This is a genomic window from Cellulomonas sp. PS-H5 (assembly GCF_019265565.1).
Taxonomy (GTDB): domain Bacteria; phylum Actinomycetota; class Actinomycetes; order Actinomycetales; family Cellulomonadaceae; genus Cellulomonas.
In genome coordinates this window covers 1-3,073 of sequence record NZ_JAHVCI010000123.1, presented here as the reverse complement: position 1 = coordinate 3,073, position 3,073 = coordinate 1, and the positions used below count along the sequence as shown (strand labels likewise).

The window sequence follows — 3,073 nt, the reverse complement described above, 5'->3', positions numbered from 1 at the left end:
CCCGCCCCCCCGAGCCGCGGCTGGACGCCGCCGCCCCCGGCGCCGCCCACGCCTCCGCGCCCGCCGCGACCCCCGCGCCGTGGCCCCGGCGCCGCCGTCACCGGCGTGGTCGTCGCGCTCATCCTCATCGGCCTGGCCGGTCTGCTCGCCGCCGAGCGCACGGGGGTCTACGACGGCCCGATCGCGGCCGTGGTCGTCGGCGGTGGCCTGGCCCTCGTCGGCCTGGCGATCATCGTCTCCGGGCTCCGCGGTCGCACCGCGGGCGGCCTGACCGCGCTGGCGATCGTCGGCATCGTCGTCGCCGGCCCCGCGGCCGTCGCGGACGACGCCCGCTGGGGCGACTGGGACCGCTGGGACAACGGCAGCGGGCCGGTGCAGAGCATCGACACCGCCGTGACCTCCCGGGCCGTGGCCGAGCGCGGCTACTCGTTCGGCGTCGGCGACGCCACGGTCGACCTCACCGGGGTCCCGCTCACCGACGACACCCTGACCGTGCCGATCAGCGGCGGTCTCGGCGACGTGACGGTCATCGTCCCCGAGGGCGCCGCGGTCGTCGCGGACGTCAGTTCCGGCGCGGGCAACGTCACCTGGAAGGTCGACGGCAAGAACGAGCGCAGCGACGGCGTCGGCCACGACCGCACCTTCACCAGCGAGGCCATGTCGGGCCGCGAGGGCGCCGAGATCGAGCTCACGGTCGAGGTCGGCGTCGGCAGCATCACCATCGAGGAGGACTGATGACCAGCACCGGCCCCGAGGCCCCACGTCCCGACGGCGCGGACGAGCCCGTCACCGAGCGCATCGCGCGCACCGACGCGGAGGCACCCGACGACGCCACCGAGCAGATCGACCGGGTCGACGCGGCTGCGGCCGCCGAGGACGCGGACGACGCCACCCAGCAGATCGACGCCGTCGGCGACACCGCGGTGATCGACACGCAGGACGCCGGGCGTCGGACCGACGCGGCGGACGACACCGCGGTGATCGAGACGCACGACGCCACCCAGCGGATCGACGCGGCCGGCGACACGGCGGTCATCGAGACGCACGACGCCACCCAGCGGATCGACGCGGCGGGCGACACGGCGGTCATCGAGACGCACGACGCCGGCCGTCGGACCGACGACACGGCGGGCGTCGCGACCCACGACGCGACGCAGCGGATCGACGCCGTGGGCGAGACCGCGCGCCTCGACACCGTCGCAGGGACCGCCCCGGCCGACGACGAACCGACCGCGACCGGTGCACCGCTGGCGCCCGCGCCACCGGTGCGGCAGTCGTCCTGGGCGGCAGCCCCGGCCACCGGCCCGTCGACCGGCCCGTCCCCGTACGGCTCCCCGGGCACGCCGGCGTACGGCGCACCCGCGGGCGGGGGCGCGGCATACGGCGCCCCCGCGTACGGCACCCCGGCGACGCCGGCCCCGGCCCCCGTGCCGGAGCCCGAGGACCGCGGCCCGCGGGCAGGCACCGTGGTGTGGGGCCTGATCGTCGCGGCGGTCGGCATCCTGGTGCTCGCCGTCGCGGCGGGCGTCAGCATCGACCTGCAGCTCGCGCTCATCGTGCTGCTGGCCGCGGCGGGCGTCGCCCTCCTGGTCGGCTCGCTCCTGACCGCGGGCCGCCGCAAGCGCCGCGAGCAGCGCGCCGCCCGCTGACCCCGGCGTCGCAGCCGGCGCACCGCCCGCGACGCCGGCGCACCGCCCACCGAGCAGTCGACGCGTCGAGCGAGTACTCCGCGAGTACTCGCTCGACGCGTCGACTGCTCGCTCGGCGTCGGGTGGTTCCGGGGCGCGCTGAGCCTCCGAGACCGGGGCGCGAGATCGGCCTGTGGACGACCGCCGCGCCGCAGGTGCCGTCCGGCAGGGTGGAGGCATGGGCAGCGCCAGGGCACTCGCAGAACCGCGCGCAGCTGCCCTCGCCCCCGTCACCGCCGACGACGTGCGCGCGAGCGGACTGGCAGGGGAGGACCTCCGCCGCGCCGTGCGAGCAGGTGCGTTCGTGCGCGTCCGGCACGGCGCATACGTGCCCACCACGACCTGGGAGTCCGCCGACCGGGCCGAGCGTCACCGCCTCCTCGTCCGCGCCGCGGCCCGCAGCCTCGCAGCACCCGTGTTCGGGTACGAGTCGGCCGCCGCGATCTGGCGGCTCCCTCTGCTCGAGGGATGGCCGTCGGACGTGCAGGTCCTGATCCTGGACGCGCGGGGCACTCCTTCGACCCGCGGCGTGCGGCGACACCGAGTGACCACCCTCCCGGATGTGCGCGCCGTCGACGGCGTGACCGTCACGTCGCTCGCCCGCACCGTCGTCGACCTGTCCCGGACAGGGTCCTTCGCGCGCGGGCTCGCACTGGCCGACGACGCTCTGCACCGGCACCGGGTCGACCTGGACGACCTTGCCCGGGAGCTCGCCGCCGCGGGGAGCGGGCGCGGGGTCCGCGCGGCCCGCCGGGTGCTGGCCGAGGCGGACGCCGGTGCCGAGTCGCCCGGGGAGTCGCTGAGTCGTGCACGGATGATCGAGCTCGACCTGCCGCGGGCTGCGCTGCAGCGCGAGGTGCGCGACAGCAGCGGGCTCGTCGGTCGCGTCGACTTCCTCTGGGAGGAGCTCGGAGTCGTCGGCGAGTTCGACGGCCGGCTGAAGTACCGCGTGGACGGGGTCGGTGACAGCGCCGCCGTCGAGGACAGGGTGTGGGCGGAGAAACGCCGGGAGGACCGGATCCGCGCCACGGGCCTGCGGGTCGTCCGTTGGACGTGGCGCGACGCCCTCGACCCTGGCCGCCTGGCGCGCGTGCTCGCGACCGCCGGGGTCCGCCCCGCCCCCTGACGCACGGCCGGCGCGGCACCGCGCTCGGCCGCGCCGACCCGCCGGCGCCACCTCAGCCCGGCCGGCGCCATGCCGGCCCCACCGCACGGTCACGCCGCGCGCTTGCGTCACGCGCCGAGCGGGCACCCGACACGTCGAGCGGGTAGTCAGCGACTACTCGCTCGACGTGTCGACTACTCGCTCGGCGGCAGGTGCCGCGCGGCGCGCGCCGGGCGCGCGGCGGGCGCGCGCCCGAGGACGGCCGAGGGCCGGGACCCCC

3 protein-coding genes and 1 pseudogene are annotated in these 3,073 nt (G+C 77.5%); all 4 read left to right on the top strand.

Going from position 1 to position 3,073, the window contains the following annotated elements; genetic code table 11:
* The coding region (locus J5O08_RS20490; RefSeq protein ID WP_218708756.1) for a LiaF domain-containing protein at positions 1-735 on the top strand (735 nt) is incomplete at its 5' end.
* Positions 735-1,649, top strand: coding sequence for a hypothetical protein (locus J5O08_RS21305; protein ID WP_255589982.1), 915 nt, complete (start codon positions 735-737; stop codon positions 1,647-1,649). The genes J5O08_RS20490 and J5O08_RS21305, both read left to right, overlap by 1 nt.
* Positions 1,650-1,866: 217 nt before the next feature.
* Positions 1,867-2,010, top strand: a pseudogene (locus J5O08_RS21905) (type IV toxin-antitoxin system AbiEi family antitoxin domain-containing protein); the annotation flags it as partial.
* A gap of 6 nt (positions 2,011-2,016) precedes the next feature.
* Positions 2,017-2,814 carry a hypothetical protein gene (locus J5O08_RS20480; RefSeq protein WP_255589983.1) on the top strand — a complete coding sequence of 266 codons (798 nt, stop codon included), beginning with the start codon at positions 2,017-2,019 and terminating at the stop codon, positions 2,812-2,814.
* The last annotated feature ends 259 nt before the right edge of the window (positions 2,815-3,073 follow it).